Annotated in this window: 14 protein-coding genes, 1 tRNA gene, 1 pseudogene and 1 other annotated feature; all 16 genes and pseudogenes read right to left on the bottom strand. The window is 44.9% G+C overall.

Translation table 11 applies throughout. The features are described 5' to 3' along the window. A partial coding sequence (locus tag RDW05_RS04935) for a POTRA domain-containing protein (protein ID WP_307978056.1) occupies nt 1–744 on the bottom strand: 744 nt, incomplete at its 3' end. Nucleotides 745–867: 123 nt separating this feature from the next. After that, nucleotides 868–1,572 carry a response regulator gene (locus RDW05_RS04930; protein ID WP_276706351.1) on the bottom strand — a complete coding sequence of 235 codons (705 nt, stop codon included), beginning with the start codon at nt 1,570–1,572 and terminating at the stop codon, nt 868–870. Between the two features lies 1 nt (nt 1,573). After that, nucleotides 1,574–3,229, bottom strand: a complete 1,656-nt coding sequence (locus tag RDW05_RS04925) for a sensor histidine kinase (RefSeq protein ID WP_307978055.1) — start codon at nt 3,227–3,229, stop codon at nt 1,574–1,576. Next, entirely contained in the window at nt 3,213–4,823 is a 1,611-nt protein-coding gene (locus RDW05_RS04920) for a peptide chain release factor 3 (protein ID WP_307978054.1), read from the bottom strand. The genes RDW05_RS04925 and RDW05_RS04920 overlap by 17 nt, the downstream gene beginning before the upstream one ends. 15 nt (nt 4,824–4,838) lie before the next feature. Beyond that, on the bottom strand, nt 4,839–5,465 hold the full coding sequence (locus RDW05_RS04915; protein WP_307978053.1) for a hypothetical protein: 627 nt from the start codon (nt 5,463–5,465) through the stop codon (nt 4,839–4,841). Nucleotides 5,466–6,016: 551 nt separating this feature from the next. Beyond that, nucleotides 6,017–6,093: transfer RNA gene (locus RDW05_RS04910), tRNA-Pro, on the bottom strand. A 61-nt stretch (nt 6,094–6,154) separates the two neighbouring features. Further along, nucleotides 6,155–7,066 carry a homoserine kinase gene (gene thrB / locus RDW05_RS04905; RefSeq protein WP_307978052.1) on the bottom strand — a complete coding sequence of 304 codons (912 nt, stop codon included), beginning with the start codon at nt 7,064–7,066 and terminating at the stop codon, nt 6,155–6,157. 12 nt (nt 7,067–7,078) lie between these two features. Continuing rightward, a complete protein-coding gene (locus tag RDW05_RS04900; protein WP_307978051.1) occupies nt 7,079–8,383 on the bottom strand; it encodes a homoserine dehydrogenase in 1,305 nt (434 codons plus the stop codon). Between the two features lie 34 nt (nt 8,384–8,417). After that, nucleotides 8,418–8,861 carry an ACT domain-containing protein gene (locus RDW05_RS04895; RefSeq protein ID WP_040564968.1) on the bottom strand — a complete coding sequence of 148 codons (444 nt, stop codon included), beginning with the start codon at nt 8,859–8,861 and terminating at the stop codon, nt 8,418–8,420. A gap of 150 nt (nt 8,862–9,011) precedes the next feature. Beyond that, nucleotides 9,012–9,271: a binding site (T-box leader), on the bottom strand. A 145-nt stretch (nt 9,272–9,416) separates the two neighbouring features. Beyond that, nucleotides 9,417–9,671: a hypothetical protein gene (locus RDW05_RS04890; RefSeq protein WP_307978050.1), complete on the bottom strand. Its 255-nt coding sequence runs from the start codon at nt 9,669–9,671 to the stop codon at nt 9,417–9,419. A gap of 53 nt (nt 9,672–9,724) precedes the next feature. Further along, nucleotides 9,725–11,305: an ABC transporter substrate-binding protein gene (locus RDW05_RS04885; protein WP_307978049.1), complete on the bottom strand. Its 1,581-nt coding sequence runs from the start codon at nt 11,303–11,305 to the stop codon at nt 9,725–9,727. 171 nt (nt 11,306–11,476) lie between these two features. After that, nucleotides 11,477–12,115 (bottom strand): TetR family transcriptional regulator, encoded by a 639-nt coding sequence (locus RDW05_RS04880; protein WP_307978048.1) that lies wholly within the window; start codon nt 12,113–12,115, stop codon nt 11,477–11,479. An 18-nt stretch (nt 12,116–12,133) separates the two neighbouring features. After that, nucleotides 12,134–12,283 carry a hypothetical protein gene (locus RDW05_RS04875; protein WP_293690248.1) on the bottom strand — a complete coding sequence of 50 codons (150 nt, stop codon included), beginning with the start codon at nt 12,281–12,283 and terminating at the stop codon, nt 12,134–12,136. A gap of 287 nt (nt 12,284–12,570) precedes the next feature. Beyond that, nucleotides 12,571–12,861 (bottom strand): annotated as a pseudogene (locus RDW05_RS04870) (type II toxin-antitoxin system RelB/DinJ family antitoxin); the annotation flags it as partial. A 202-nt stretch (nt 12,862–13,063) separates the two neighbouring features. Further along, nucleotides 13,064–13,621: an elongation factor P gene (efp, locus tag RDW05_RS04865; protein WP_009145091.1), complete on the bottom strand. Its 558-nt coding sequence runs from the start codon at nt 13,619–13,621 to the stop codon at nt 13,064–13,066. 26 nt (nt 13,622–13,647) lie between these two features. Further along, entirely contained in the window at nt 13,648–14,721 is a 1,074-nt protein-coding gene (locus RDW05_RS04860) for a Xaa-Pro peptidase family protein (RefSeq protein WP_210684471.1), read from the bottom strand. Nucleotides 14,722–14,751: the final 30 nt, after the last annotated feature.

Raw genomic sequence — 14,751 nt, 5'->3', positions numbered from 1 at the left:
CATCTGTGCCCTGCCTGTTGTCTTAGTGCCACTGTTATCTACTGAAGTCATTAAAGTCCACGGCTTTGTGCGCTTAATATCTATAACGAGATTGCTTTCACCTTCATTACTGCCCGGCTCAATCTTGATATCTGCATCCTGCGAAGGCACATTGTTGAAATTATCTATGGTCTGTTCTATATCACGTATATTAAGTATTGAACCTTGCTTCATGCAAACTGCATTATGCCAAGTTCCCCAAGTGTTTTCATTTCTAAATTTAATATCCCCCACAATGCCTGGTACTAACGAAAAAACAAATTTACCTTTTGATAAATCCTGTTCACCAACATATACTCGCGTTGTTACATATCCACGGTTGATGATTTCCTGGTTAATTCGTTTCAGCAATTCATTGATACCGTTCACACCGATTTCCTGACCATTAAACTGTCCCAGATATTCATCTATCCAACTAAATTTATATCCATACTCAGGCGCAGAAAGTACAAACTGTTTGATTTTAAAGCTATTCTCTTCCGCTGGTAAAACAAAAGCCTCCAAACGGCTGCTTTGCTGCTGCGATTTAGCCATAGACTGACTAACGCGATGCTGCAAATCCTGTTCAGCGCGTTTGGAAGCTTGCTCCTGCTCTTTCTGAGCAATTATATGTTGTTGTGTATCTACGGGTGCTGCATAAACAGATGCCGGCAAAGCAATACCTGTCAACATTATAATAAGTAAATCTTTTGCTAAATTTTTCATGCAGCTCACTCCTAAAAATATATTCTATCATTGAACAGAATTAAAATATTAATAGGATGATTTTACCACAAATTTATATTTTTGCAAAGAGTTTCAGTGTAAATTTCTAAACATAAAACAGTCTTACTGTATATACGCCTTCAGCACATCGCTCTGCTTGTCAAGGCACAGATACTTGTAGACCGGTCTGCCAACGCTGCCGCGGTGCAAATCCAGCTTCAGCAGGTGCAGGGATTTCAAAAACTCCAGATATTTACGGATAGAAACGCGGGAGATTCCCACCATGCCTGCAACCTCCTCGGTAGTAAACATGCCGTCAATACCGCAGATGCATTCCCAAACAGTGCCCAAAGTATTTTTATCAAGGCCCTTGGGCAAAGTTACCGCAACCTGATTTTCCTGACGCATAATAGTAGTATCAAGGTCAGCCTGCTTAATGATGCCCTGCTCCTCAACAATCTGATAGCGCTTCAGATAATTATTCAGTGCAAGGTTAAAGCGTTCAAACTCAAAAGGCTTGATAATATAATCGACAGCGCCCAAACGCAGCGCCAGCTTAATTTTATCCTTATCGTTTGCTGCCGAAACAATGATAACATCTACATCATAACCATTCTCGCGTATTTTAGCCAAAAGCTGTAAACCATCCATAGTAGGCATAAAGACATCAAGAATGATTAAGTCGTATTTGTTCTGACGCAACAGCTTCAGTGCAGTATCTCCGTTACCGGCGATATCGCACAGCTGAAACCCCTTGATCTGGCTAAGATAGTGCTCATGTAATTGGGCAACCATCGGGTCATCTTCTACAACTAACACGTTAATCATCTTAATCCCCCTCTTTCCTGGTCGGAAGCCTTACGGTAAAGGTAGTGCCCTCACCCGGAGCAGACTCCACAGTAATGGTGCCATTAAGGTTATTGATGCTTTGCTTAACCAGATATAAGCCAAAGCCATGCCCGCTTTCACCCTTGCTGCTGAAGCCACGCTGGAAGATATGCTCGCGTATCTCGTCACTCATACCTGGTCCGGAATCCTCCACGACAATAACAATTTCGCGGTCAAAATCCAGAATCGAGAGATTAACGATGCGTTCACCGTCAAAATTCTTCAACGCATCAAAGGCGTTTTCGATAATATTGCCGGCAATCAGTACAATATCATGTACCGAAGGCACATCCAGCTCGCTATGCAGCTCACTTTCCTCTGTCAGAGAGAAGTCGATATCAAGTTCACGGCTACGGCTTATTTTACCGAGGATAAAGCCTGATAATGTTATATCCTTCAGGCGGGTTACTACATAAGAAACCTCAGATTGTCTGTTATAGGCAATTTCCTGCGTAAAATTCTTCAGCTCGTCATAGGCCTTCATATCTATCAGGCCCATAATCACATGCATTTTGTTCATAAACTCATGTGTCTGTGCTCTTAAAGCAGTAGCATAATTTTTAAAGCCTGTCAGCTGGTTAGCCATCTCTTCTACTACAGATTTTTTGCGGAAGGTAATTACGGCACCGATAATGTTCTTATCCTCCAGTAACGGTACTGCAGTAATAATAAAGACAGTATTACCCATCTTGACACTGGCATCAACTAAAGTCTTACCTTCTTTTATAATATCATCCAACGGCACACGTTTCAAGACATCTTTTGCAGATTTTCCAAATAGTTCATTAACTCCTTCAATACCTGCTTGCTTCAAAAGCAATTGGGCCTCGGAGTTGACAAGCGTAATGCAGCCGTTGCTGTTGATATTGATAATTCCTTCACGTACAGAGTTAAGAATAACGTCGCGCTCCTGTAGCATTCTGGCGATTTCCTCAGGCTCATAGCCGAAAAGAACACGTTTAATCCTCTGCGCCAGATAAATCGCACCCCAGATGCCGACTATCAGTCCAAGCAGCGTCATAGACAGCAAAAAGAGAACAGCGTCGATTGTTGAGTTATTAACGATTTCGTCGGAATAACCGGTAACAACATAACCGATAGTTTTCTTGTTGTCATCTTTAACAAAGCCTATAGCCTTATTGGGAATCGAGTAGTTTTCCTTATAGGAAATATTGCTGCGTCCCGCATACTTGTCTACCAGATTACGCGCGCTATGCTCGAAGTCAGGCAGCTTGCCGGGGTTGTACAACACGCGCAGATGGCGGTTCTTGTCGTAAATCGCTACGCCAGCTTCATCCGAATGGTCAACATCGTTAACAAAGGTAGCCATAAAGCTGTCTACGGAATCCTCCGGCCTCTTGTTCTGCTTCTCCAGGCTCTCCCTTATTTCCGGAGAGTTACAGAGAATGTTGTTGATGCTTACGGCATTGATACTTACGCGGTCATAAATTACCCGCGCCACCTTCTGCGTTGTAAACAAAGATGTCGGCAGCAGTGCAATACACACTACGAGCGTAATAAGTACTACTATTTTCTGTAAAAGTGAAAGCGTTTTTCCTGATTTGTAATTGTAATTATCTTTAGATTTTCTCCACATCAGCAGGTACCGTCAGGAACTGAATACCAGGATTTCGTTCCAGAATCCAATTCAGGGACCACTCGTTATTTACAAGAATAACAGGTCTGTCCTTTTTATCATAAACAAGCATTCCGTTATCCAAGCCTTTAATATTCTCGATCAGCTTCTTATCCTCTGCATATACCCAACGTGCAACGGAGTACGGCAGCTGATTCATCAGCAGCTTAGAGCTGTACTCGTTGAGCAGACGGTATTCCAGAACCTCCAGCTGCAGTACGCCGACTACGCCGACGATGTAGCTTTCAAGACCTACGCCCTCCTGACGGAATACCTGAATAGCACCCTCCTGCGACAGCTGGATGATACCCTTTTCAAACTGCTTGCGTTTGAGGGAATCCTTAGGCTGTACGCGGGCAAAAATTTCCGGCGGGAATACGGGGAAGTCTTCAAATTGCAGCTTCAGGCTGCTGTCGCTCAGGGAATCACCGATACCGAAGATACCCGGATCAAAAACGCCGATAATGTCACCTGGATATGCTTTTTCCACTATTGTGCGCTCCTGAGCCAGGAACTGCTGCGGCTGTGCCAGCTTAACCATCTTACCGGATTGCTTGTGGTAAACGCTCATTCCCTTGTCAAAAACGCCGGAACAAATACGCATGAAGGAAATTCTGTCACGGTGAGCAGGATTCATATTAGCCTGGATTTTAAAAACAAAAGCAGAGAATTTTTCGTTCTCCGGTGACAATATTGTACCATCCTGCAACATTCTTGGCTGTGGCATGGGAGACATTTCCAGGAATTTTTCCAGGAAGCTCTGTACGCCGAAGTTGGTCATAGCACTGCCGAAGAACATCGGAGTCAGCTCGCCGGTGTTAACCTTTTCCATGTCAAACTCATCGCCTGCCATATCCAGCAGCTCGATATCGTTGCACAGGTTTTCGTAAAGTTCGTCACCCAGCAGCTCTCTGATTTTGGGATCATCCAAAGAACCGGTAGTTGATTTCAGCTTGTTGGCACCATGGCTGGTGTCGTCCTCAAACAGCTCGATAGTGTTTTCCAGACGGTTATATACCCCTTTATAGTGGCCGTCGATACCGATAGGCCAGTTAATCGGATATGCGCGGATGTTCAGCACCTTTTCCAGCTCGTCCATCAGGTCGAAGGGATTACGGCCGTAGCGGTCCAGTTTGTTGATAAAGGTAAAGATAGGCAGACGGCGGCGGTGGCAAACCCAGAACAGCTTCTTGGTCTGCGGCTCTACGCCCTTAGCAGCGTCAATCAGCATGACAGCGCTGTCGGCAGCCATCAATGTACGGTAGGTATCCTCGGAGAAGTCCTGGTGACCAGGGGTATCCAGAATGTTTACGCGGAAGCCGTCGTAATCAAATTGCAGTACGGAAGAGGTAACGGAAATACCACGCTGCTTTTCAATCTCCATCCAGTCGGATACAGCGTGCTTGTTGCTCTTTCTAGCCTTTACAGAGCCTGCCAGGTGAATAGCTCCGCCGTAAAGCAGCAGCTTTTCGGTAAGGGTAGTTTTACCTGCGTCAGGGTGAGAAATAATAGCGAAGGTACGGCGTTTCTTAATTTTATCCATCAATTCTGTCATTATGTATATGCTCTCCTATTTCTTTAAATTTTTGGTAATCCTGGCAATTTCATCCTCATCGGAAACCAGCTCGTCTACTGCCGGATAATCGGCGTTCTGCTCCTCGTACAGCTTGTAGGCATCAAGAATTTGCATTTTGATGTAGTCGGGAACAGGGATTTCCGTCTGCAGCTCACCGCGCATGGTTACGCGGAAGGCAACGTTCTCATAGCGTTCACCGCTGTAGGTTTCGCAGGTGAAGGAGGTGCGCATAAATTCATCCTTGAAGGTGCAGTCCTTCAGGATGTGCGCCTTGCGCTCCTTATCCCAGGCTGCATAAATTTTGTACAGCTCCTGCTGTGCCTCCACCGGCACGTCCTCGCCCAGGACAACGGTTTCGGTTTCATCTATCGGCGTGCAGTCCATGTTGTTGTAGACTGTGCCGTCCTCCAGCTCAAGGTCAACTGTCAGCACATAGTCAACCTCATGAAAGCTGGCTGTTTTAATCTGCCATTTCTTCTGCCAGCGGGCAATGCAGTCCGGGCAGATAAATTTGGTATCGCGAATGCTGTTATTCATGTAATTATCACGATAATACAATTTTTCTCCGGGCACAAAATGTTCGCCGCACTCGCTGCAGACGAATTCCAATGTACGAATCATCGGTCAAAACCTCCCAATATAATATGAAAAAGCCCTTACTTCGAATGCAAGGCGCTCTGCTATAACAGTAATCAATAGCCGTCATAACCGTAAGTAAGCTTATGCTCTTTAACGATGGCTTCGGCCTGATGTTTTGCAGCTTTTGCTGTCAATTACTGTTCAAATTGCTTTATTATACCGCCAGCAGCAATTGTATTCACCTCTGCTGCCCGGCAGCTGCGCAAAATATATTTACACGTTCTATATTATAACATATCAGCTTGTTTTTCCCTAATAATTTTTCTTAAAATGAGGGTTGTTTGGGACGTATCGCAGAGCGAATTGTATAAAATGCTTACTACTCACATTTTTATGGGATTTTTTGTGTTCTGAATCACACTTTTATGTAAATTTACGCAAATAAAAAGAACCAAAATCGGTTCTAAGTTTATAAGATTAGTTTTTCCCGAGCTCTTATCGAGAGCATTATAATATTTTCCCGCGTGCCCCAACTTCCTTTTAAACATGAAAAAAGCCTTTACGTTAAAACGTAAAGGCTATAAGTCCGACATTGGTCGGAGCGGCGGGATTCGAACCCACGACCTCTTCCACCCCAAGGAAGCGCTCTACCAAGCTGAGCCACGCCCCGAATCACAAGGAGTATTATACAGGTTTATTTGGATTTTGTCAACACTATTTTATAAATTATTTTAAACTTTTTTTACACCGTCTGTATCCAGGTCCAAAATATGATAGCAGGCATGCTCATTATTGGCAGCAAAAACGTCTAGCATAGCCTTGGCAATGCGCTCACAGTCTGCCTCCGGCGAAGCATAGGCCATCACCGTAGAGCCTGCACCGCTGATAATAGCGTTATAAGCGCCTGCTTCCTTGGCAGCCGCAAAAACGTCGGGCAAGCCCGGAATCAAATGCGCACGGTACGGCTGATGCAGCTTGTCCTCCAGCGCCATGCCCAGATACTCATAATTGCCGCTCAGCAGCGCACCGACCAAAAGCGAAGCTCTGGAGGTATTATAAACTGCGTCCTTGTGCGGTACAGTCTTGGGAATAGCCTGACGCGCAAGCGACGTAGGAAGCTTGCTGTCGGGAACAACGGCGATGAACTTCAACGGCTTGGCAGGCAGCAGACGCAGGGAATGCGCCTTCTCCTGCTCCATATAGCTGATGGTGAAGCCGCCGTACAGTGCAGGCGCTACATTATCGGGATGGCCCTCGATTTCCGTAGCGATACCGAGAAGCTCATCCTTGGTATAATGGTCATCACACAAAGCGTTAGCTGCATACAGACCGGCAACGATAGCACTGGAGCTGCTGCCCAGACCGCGGGACATAGGAATGCGGTTGAGCATCTTCACCTTCAGACCGATGCGTTGGCCGTCGGTTACGGCGTTCCACACACGCAGAAAGCTGGCGAAAGCCAAATTACGGCCAAACGGCTTCAGATAATCTGCGCCCTCGCCCTCTACCTCCAGCTGGAAGCCCTTCTTATCGGTTATTTCATAGCTTACTTCGTTATACAGATTGCAGGCCAGGCCGAGGGTGTCAAAGCCGGGACCGCAGTTGGCTGAGGTTGCGGGAACCTGAATAAATACTTTTTTCATGCTGCCGCCTCTTTATGCCAAATGGCTGTCTTCTACACGAATCACACAGCTGATTGCTTCTACTACCGGCAGCACGCGTAAAATTTGCAGCGCCATCTGCAGATTAGCCTCCGAAACACTGTGGGTAATTACAACAATCTCCGCCTTGTTGCTCAGAACATCATTAGTCTGTACAACATTGCGCAGGCTCACATTCTGTGCGCCGAAGGCTGCAGCGATGGCTGCCAGTGCGCCCGGCTTATCTGCTACCTGCAGACGGATATAAGCCGGTGCGGACATCTTATCCGGCGGACAGAGGCGTTTTTCCTCAAAGCAGGTGCAGCTGATGCGTCCGGTAGACTGATGCTGCATATTGCGGGCAACATCAATAATATCGCCGCAGACGGAGCTTGCAGTCGGCAGACGGCCTGCACCGAGGCCCAGGAACATAGCCTCACCGATAGCGTCACCGTTGACGAATACAGCGTTATAAACACCGTTTACGCCTGCCAGCGGATGGGAAAGCGGAATCATCGTCGGGTTAACACGCAGGCTTACACCGTTTTCGGGATCGTTCTTGGCGATTGCCAGAAGCTTTACTGCGTAACCGAGGTTGGTTGCATATTTGATATCGCAGGCCTCAATGCTTTCAATGCCTTCAACCTGTACATCGTCCAGATTAAAACGGGTATTGAAGGCAATAGATGCCAGAATAACGATTTTACGCGCAGCATCCAGACCGCCTACATCGGCAGTAGGATCGGACTCTGCATAGCCCTTGGCCTGCGCTTCCTTCAGCACCTCATCGTAATCAAGGTGTTCGTTAGCCATCTTGGACAGCATATAGTTGGTGGTGCCGTTCACGATACCCATGATAGAGGTAATCTGATTGGCTGCCATGCTTGTTTTCATCGGTCCGATGATAGGAATACCGCCGCAGACGCTGGCTTCAAACATAAAGTCGCAGTTGTGCTCATGTGCCAGCGGGAACAGCTCGGAGCCGAATTTGGCCAGAACGTCCTTGTTGGCAGTAACAACATGCTTGCCGTTGGCAAAGGCTCTGGCGATAAATTCCTTGGCAGGATGCTCGCGGCCCAGCAGCTCAACGATAATATCAATATCCTTATCCTCAAGCACCTCGTCGGCATTATCGGTGAAAACATATTTATCACCGTATTCCTGTTTCAAGCGGTCTACATGGCGGTCAAGCACCTTGGTGATTCTTACCGGCTTGCCTACCTCTTTGGCTATTTTTTCTGCATTTTTCTCTAAAACCTTCAGCACGCCGCCACCGACAGTGCCGGCGCCCAACAGACCAACATTTACAAAATCCTTCATTTAGTACCCCTCCAATACCTAAATAAGTAATCGGTTATACTTGTCCCAATACTTCCAGACGTTTTACGCCGTCAATCATGCGCAGCTTGTCCAGCAGAGCCTCCAAATCTACCGTCAGATGCTTGGTTTCGATAGAAATAGTGGTGTTGGCAACGCCCTGCAGAGGAATACCCTGGTTGATGGTCATGATGCTGCCGGAATCATCGGCAACAGTATTCAGAACCTTGGACAGCACGCCGGATTTGTGCTCCAGCAGTAAGGACAAGGTAATAATTTTTTCCTTGCTTGCTTCATAGAACGGGAAAACGAAATCCTTATATTTGTAATAAGCACTGCGGCTCAGGCCCATTTTTTCAACTGCTTCGTTGATAGTTTTGATTTCGCCGCGTTTGAGGATTTCTTTAACCTTTATAGTTTTTTTAATTGCTTCAGGAAGAATTTCTTCGCGAACCAAATAGAATGTGGATTTTTCAGACATACTAGTGTCCCCTTTCTTCATACAAAGTTCTTTTAATATTATACCACTGTTCTCTTGAAAAGTACACTTGTTATTTTTGTAAATTTTGAACAAATTCAGTGCACAATACACGCATGCAAATATACAAAAAAGCTTCCGTTCCTGTAAAAATACAGGGACGAAAGCGTTGCTTCGTGATACCACCCTAATTCATCCATATGTCACCACACGGACCTCATCAAGTACGCAGGGATTGTTTACCCTTTAATACTCCAGCACTGTAACGGGTGCTCCCGGGCGGCCTAAATGCATGCATCTCAGCCAATCAGCTCCAAGACCATCTTCAATGTCACCACCTGCTCCCTCTTGCACCATCACGAAGGCTCTCTTTGCCAAGCTCGTACATTTACTCTTCTCTTCATCGCCCGTTATTAAGTTATGTGCAAAATGATACAACATACATGCTCAGTTGTCAACAAAAATTGTTACATTTCTCGTGGGAAAAGAAAGTACCAAGATTTTTGTAAATGATATTACAAAAATACGGAAAGCAGCAGCGTGCTTTCCGTAGAAAAATTAATCGCCATAGGCTAGAATTGGATTTTCTTTTTTTATATCTAATGTCGCTACTACCATGAGCACCACACTATCATATTTTGCGTAATACTCATGCAGCACTCTGCCAAACAAATCACGAATTTCACCCAGCTTCTGCCCCTTATGCACTTTGTCCTCACGCGACACAAAGGCATACCATCGCCAGGAAGCATCTGCATCAAGATATTCACCCTTAGTAATGCGCTTAATTGGTGCAGTTCTTTTCACTATCATAAAATCGACATGGAGAACATAGCCTGTTGCTTCCTAAAAATCTGCACTTCATATTAATTTGCAGGCTGCCAGTCTTTCGTGAGCCAATAGAAATCGCAAGCCTGAATGTTGGCATTAGCAACCTTGCTAGAGCTTACAATATTAGTCTGCGGATGTCCATAGATAATCGTTGCCGCATCATCGAGCAAAATCTTTTGCATATCAATGATATACTGGCGGCGCTTGCTTTCATCAAATTCACTAATATATTGATCACCCAAGGCATCATATTTAGCATTACTATAGCCAGAGCCATTTTGTGGATTGGAACCATTCACATTAGTACGCCAATACATATTCATAAAGTTTATGGGTGAGCCAGCCTGCTCAGCCAAAATATTAGAAATAAGCAAATCATATTTGCCACTTGTACCAATGCCATCAAGCACATTATAGTCTACAGCATTAATATTGATTTTAATACCAACCTTCTTCGCATCAGCCTGAGTTGCCTCTGCAAAAATAGGCAATTCGGCACGGCTGGTATAGATAACATACTCAAGCTCTAAGTTTTTGCCATCCTTATCTACAAAACCATCTCCATCACTATCTTTCCAACCAGCCTCAGCAAGCAACTGTTTTGCACGCTCAACATTATAAGTGTTCGGATCTTTTAGTTCATTATAACCAAAATCCAAAGTCGGCGGCATAGCAGGCCCACCAGGAACAAAGGTATTATGCAGCAAAGTCTTGCAGTAAGTAGGGCGGTCCAGTGCAGATAACAGAGCTTGTCTTACACGCAGATCTGCTAAAGGCCTGCCCTCATTAACATTCATTCTAGCCAAGCAATCACGAATAGACGCCATTTCACTTACATGATAACCTTTTTTATCTCTAAAGAGCGGCATATCACCATAAGCTACATTAACAGCAACATCTATCTCTCCCTTTTGCAGCGCCATAGCCCTGGTATTGGGATCATTAACAGAAGGAATCTCCACAGTATCATAGGGTACCTTGCCATCCCAGTAATTAGGATTAGCCTTCATGACAGCCTTATTCTGGTTGAAAGATTCCACTATATATGGACCTGTGCAGATAGGTCCCATGCGCAAAATGTCTCTATCCTTAACGCTCGTATCAACGATAACAAAATAAGGATCACCTAAAACTCCAGGCAGACCAGGAGTCGGCTTCGTGGTTTTAATAATCAGATTCTGGCCTTCTGCCTTCATAGAAGCAATCTGCGCCCAGGTTTTTGCTTCTAAAGATTTATCAATAGTTCTTTGAATGGAAGACATGCAGGCTTCAGCAGTAACCTTGTTACCATTCGAAAATTTTGCTTTATCATTAATTTTGAAGGTCCAGGTAAGCTTGTCGTCGGCAACCGACCAGCTTTCGGCAATCCAAGGCTTCACATTCATTTTTTCATCAAATTTAATCAAAGTCTCGCCTAAGCCATAACGCGTCAGCGCCCAGCCAACAGCATGGTTCGTAGGCTCAAGATTATCGGCAAAGTTTACCACACCAAATTTTAAAACCTTATTACCAGACGCCTTAGCATCATCAGACTTACTGCCTCCGCAACCAGCTAAAGACAACGCCATAACAGCAGCAAGAGCCGTTGCTGAAAAATTTTTCCAAGTTAACTTCATACACATACTCCTTTCAAACATTCATTCTAAGATAGATATAAAAATAATAATCTATGCTATTAGAACTTTTATTGCATTATCATTATAGCACTTGCGATTCTAAATTTCAAGATGTAATTTAGATTTTTGCCAAAAAAATATAGCAGCTGAAGAACGCTGCTATAAAATCTTTCAAGTCAAAAGACCTGCCAAAACAACCTTGAGATAGGCAACAAACTGCGGTATAAATTCTCTTGTACCATAGCCAATTTCATAGAAAATAGTTATGTTATTAGCTTTTTTATATTCACAACTTGCAGGATAGAGTACCAAAGCAAAGCTGTTCTCTAAATTTATAAAGCGAACGGCTTGCTCTGCATCAAGCTGTGGTAAAGCAACCCTTGCTACAGCCGCCAAGCGACAATAATCAACATGCATTTGCTGCCTAAATTCCTTATGCTGTTCATCGCTCGCTCCTGCTAAAATTATCGTATTCGTAATAGAAAAAATAGACAGCAGGCGCTCATGCCTTAGCAGCATAGCCGCCCATTTTTGACAAAAAGCATCCAGATCATCAATAGGAGCTGTAAAGCTTACCTCTGCATCTGCCACCATCTGCCTGATTTCCTGCATGAGAATCAGTAAAAAAATATCCTCTTTACAAGAAAAGTAATTATATAAATTTATTCTGCTGAAATTGAGATTTAAGGCAATTTTACTAAAAGTAATCTTATCATAGCCAATCTCATCATACAGTTTTATCGTGGCATCTATTATCTGCTGCACTCTTTCCTGTTTCTGTTTTTCTCCATGCGCTCTTAAAAAACTCATCTTTCTCCTCTAAATTCTTTAATCATCTTCTTCATTCAGCTTTTTGCATAGCATCGTCAGTCCGCCCAGCGTCCAGAAGCACAAGCCCATCTGCGTATTAAAATATACGTGGTCAGTCAGACCGCCGACGATAATGCCCACCGTCGCCAGCACATAGCCGCGTCCCATCGCCTTCAGCCAAAGGCTGCGTCCGTAATAAGCAAGCCTCCAGCCGGCAGGCAGAAAAATCCCCCACCAGACAACAAGAAACTCCAGCAGACCATGCGCACCCGTAACATGTACGGTTTTGATTTTTTGCTCAGGATTGCCCAGCTAGCGCAAAAGACCTTCAATGCGCTCCATACCTCATTTAATACCAAACTTGCCCAGGCTGTCTAAATACGCCAGGCTCTCTGTATAATTCATTGTGCTTACGCCTCCATAATTTTTCTTGACACTATATTATAACATATTATCTAATTCTTGCCAGCAAACGTTTCCGCAGCTTTATAAACTCTGCCAGCTTCTATATCAGCATAACCCTTTGCCAACTTGTCATGTAGCTGCGCATTAGTCATCATATCAGCATTAACTGCCACAGGTGCTTTAGGCAGCGTAACAGAAAACGGTATTCCGCCCGTAAGAACAATCTGATTCAAGTACATCGTTATAGCAGTAGACATTGGTACGCCAAGTTTGCTTAATACTTCTTCAGCCTTTTCCTTAACATCAGGATTAACGCGTAAATTTAAAGTTGCAGTTTTTTTCCATTATTATCGCCTCCCAAGATAATCGTAACGCTTTTAACGTCACAATTCAAGCAAAAAAATAAGTGCAAGAAACCTTGTCCTTGATTAGGTCAAGACCCCAACACTTATTATAGAACCAAAAAAGCTGCCGCAGGCAGGTTCCGTCACCGTAAGTAACAAAACAAGCCTGCAGCAGCTGCTGCAAAATTCTTAATTAAAATTAAGCGCGGGAAATGTAGTCGCCGGTTCTGGTATCGATAGCCAGAACGTCACCCTCGTTGATGAACAGAGGAACTTTAACAACATAGCCGGTATCCATGGTAGCATTCTTGCTGCCGCCGGTAGCGGTATCGCCTTTGATGCCGGGTTCGGTTTCAACTACGGTCAGTTCTACAGTGTTCGGCAGGTCAACGCCCAGTACACGGTTGTCATAAATCATGATTTTAACGTCCATGTTCTCTTTCAGGAAGTTCAGTGCGCTGCCCAGAGTTTCTTTGCTCAGCTCGGTTTGTTCGTAGGTTTCATTGTCCATGAATACATACATGCCGTCGGATTCATACAGATATTGCATTTCGCGACGGTCGATATGAGCCTTCGGCAGACGCTCGCCTGCGTTGAAGGTACGCTCAACAACAGCACCGGTGCACAGGTTACGCATTTTTGCACGTACGAAAGCAGCACCCTTACCAGGTTTTACGTGTTGGAATTCAACAACCTGCCAAGCGTCGCCATCGATGGTAACAGTTACGTTGGTTTTAAATTCGTTTGTGGATATCATTGGAAGCCCTCCTATAAATTTAAATATTAGACAATTTCAATAAGCTGCTTTTTGACACCGTTCAAGGCTCTTGCCCCATCCTCTGTCAAAACAACAGTATCTTCTATACGTACCCCGCCTTTACCGGGAATGTATATACCGGGTTCAATAGTGAAGATCATGCCTGTCTGCAGCACTGTAGCGCCACGCTTGTTGATCATCGGCATTTCGTGGATTTCCAGGCCTACGCCGTGACCTGTTCCATGCACATAATAATCGCCGTAGCCGCAGGCGGTAATGCTGTCACGCACAATAGCGTCCAGTTCTCTGCCGGTCATGCCTGCTTCGGCAGCCTTCAAGCCCTTGCGCTGTGCTTCTTCAACTATAGTATAAATTTCCTGCTGCCAGGAATTTGCCAGGCCCACTACCAATGTACGCGTCATATCGGAATGATATCCCTTATAGACAGCGCCGAAGTCAAAGGTAATAAAATCACCGACCTCGATAACCTTGTCGGATGCCATGCCATGCGGCAAAGCACTGCGTACGCCGGAGGCTACAATCGTATCAAAGGAAGTTTTTTCGCTTCCCAAGGCACGCATATAGTATTCCAGACGGCCTGCAAGACTGCGCTCGGTACATCCGGGCTTGATATCCTCCAGCAGATGGATAAAGGCTTCGTCAGCAATGCTAGCAGCCTTCAGCAGCATGTCCAGCTCTTTCTTATCCTTAATCATACGGATATCGCTGAAATCAATGCTCTGCATATAGGTTTCGCCCAAAAGCTCGTGCAGCACAGTATAATCATCATAGCTGTAATACGCTCCGTCAAAGCCTACTACCTGCGCTTGGGCATTCTTTGCCAAATCAGCGGCGGCAGCCCAGATGCTGTGCGCACCTGTCGGAGTATACTCCAGCACCTTGAAGAACTTCATTTCGTTTCTGGCCTGCTCTGTATAACGGCCATCCGTAATCAGCACGCCCTGTTGTCTGTCCAGATACAGCAGACTGGAATCTCCTGTAAAGCCGGTCAGATAACGGATTGTGGTAACATCCTTAATAATGACACTGTCTACCTGCAGCTTGGCCATATGCTCCAAAACTCTATTGATACGCGTCATGATATTACCCTCTTTCCATAAAACTAGTGA

Source organism: uncultured Phascolarctobacterium sp., from assembly GCF_902463975.1.
Lineage (GTDB): Bacteria > Bacillota > Negativicutes > Acidaminococcales > Acidaminococcaceae > Phascolarctobacterium_A.
This window is presented reverse-complemented; position numbering and strand designations above follow the sequence as displayed.

Bases quoted from the DNA above. Each gene is read 5' to 3' on its own strand.
- RDW05_RS04930 (WP_276706351.1), bottom strand. From the start codon at position 1,572: ATGATTAACGTGTTAGTTGTAGAAGATGACCCGATGGTTGCCCAATTA.
- RDW05_RS04925 (WP_307978055.1), bottom strand. From the start codon at position 3,229: ATGTGGAGAAAATCTAAAGATAATTACAATTACAAATCAGGAAAAACG.
- RDW05_RS04920 (WP_307978054.1), bottom strand. From the start codon at position 4,823: ATGACAGAATTGATGGATAAAATTAAGAAACGCCGTACCTTCGCTATT.
- RDW05_RS04915 (WP_307978053.1), bottom strand. From the start codon at position 5,465: ATGATTCGTACATTGGAATTCGTCTGCAGCGAGTGCGGCGAACATTTT.
- thrB (WP_307978052.1), bottom strand. From the start codon at position 7,066: ATGAAAAAAGTATTTATTCAGGTTCCCGCAACCTCAGCCAACTGCGGT.
- RDW05_RS04900 (WP_307978051.1), bottom strand. From the start codon at position 8,383: ATGAAGGATTTTGTAAATGTTGGTCTGTTGGGCGCCGGCACTGTCGGT.
- RDW05_RS04895 (WP_040564968.1), bottom strand. From the start codon at position 8,861: ATGTCTGAAAAATCCACATTCTATTTGGTTCGCGAAGAAATTCTTCCT.
- RDW05_RS04890 (WP_307978050.1), bottom strand. From the start codon at position 9,671: ATGATAGTGAAAAGAACTGCACCAATTAAGCGCATTACTAAGGGTGAA.
- RDW05_RS04885 (WP_307978049.1), bottom strand. From the start codon at position 11,305: ATGAAGTTAACTTGGAAAAATTTTTCAGCAACGGCTCTTGCTGCTGTT.
- RDW05_RS04880 (WP_307978048.1), bottom strand. From the start codon at position 12,115: ATGAGTTTTTTAAGAGCGCATGGAGAAAAACAGAAACAGGAAAGAGTG.
- RDW05_RS04875 (WP_293690248.1), bottom strand. From the start codon at position 12,283: ATGGGACGCGGCTATGTGCTGGCGACGGTGGGCATTATCGTCGGCGGT.
- efp (WP_009145091.1), bottom strand. From the start codon at position 13,621: ATGATATCCACAAACGAATTTAAAACCAACGTAACTGTTACCATCGAT.
- RDW05_RS04860 (WP_210684471.1), bottom strand. From the start codon at position 14,721: ATGACGCGTATCAATAGAGTTTTGGAGCATATGGCCAAGCTGCAGGTA.